Source organism: Caballeronia glathei, from assembly GCF_000698595.1.
GTDB classification, from domain to species: Bacteria; Pseudomonadota; Gammaproteobacteria; order Burkholderiales; family Burkholderiaceae; genus Caballeronia; species Caballeronia glathei.
This window is the reverse complement of sequence record NZ_JFHC01000355.1, coordinates 1-303: the sequence shown is the minus strand read 5'-3', so window position 1 is coordinate 303 and position 303 is coordinate 1. Positions and strand designations below refer to the sequence as shown.

General features: G+C 61.1%; 1 pseudogene. It reads left to right on the top strand.

What is annotated here, in order from left to right:
- Positions 1 to 303, top strand: a pseudogene (locus BG61_RS39110) (glutathione-dependent formaldehyde dehydrogenase); the annotation flags it as partial.

The following is a 303-nucleotide window of genomic DNA, read 5'->3' as shown; positions in this document are numbered from 1 at the left end:
TTCTCGGTGTGCGAGCGCAGCAATCGCAACAAGGATGTGGCGGACAAGGTGTTCGGCCATACCACCGCGGGCCTGTTTGGCTATACACACTTGACTGGCGGATACCCAGGAGGGCAGGCCGAATACGTGCGCGTGCCGTTCGCGGATAAGACGCACGTAAAAATTCCAGACGGCCTCACCGATGAGCAGGTCCTTTTTCTCGGCGACATCTTCCCCACCGGCTGGCAAGCAGCCGTGCAATGCGATATCGAGCCGACTGACACCGTTGCGATCTGGGGCGCCGGGCCGGTAGGCCAGATGGCT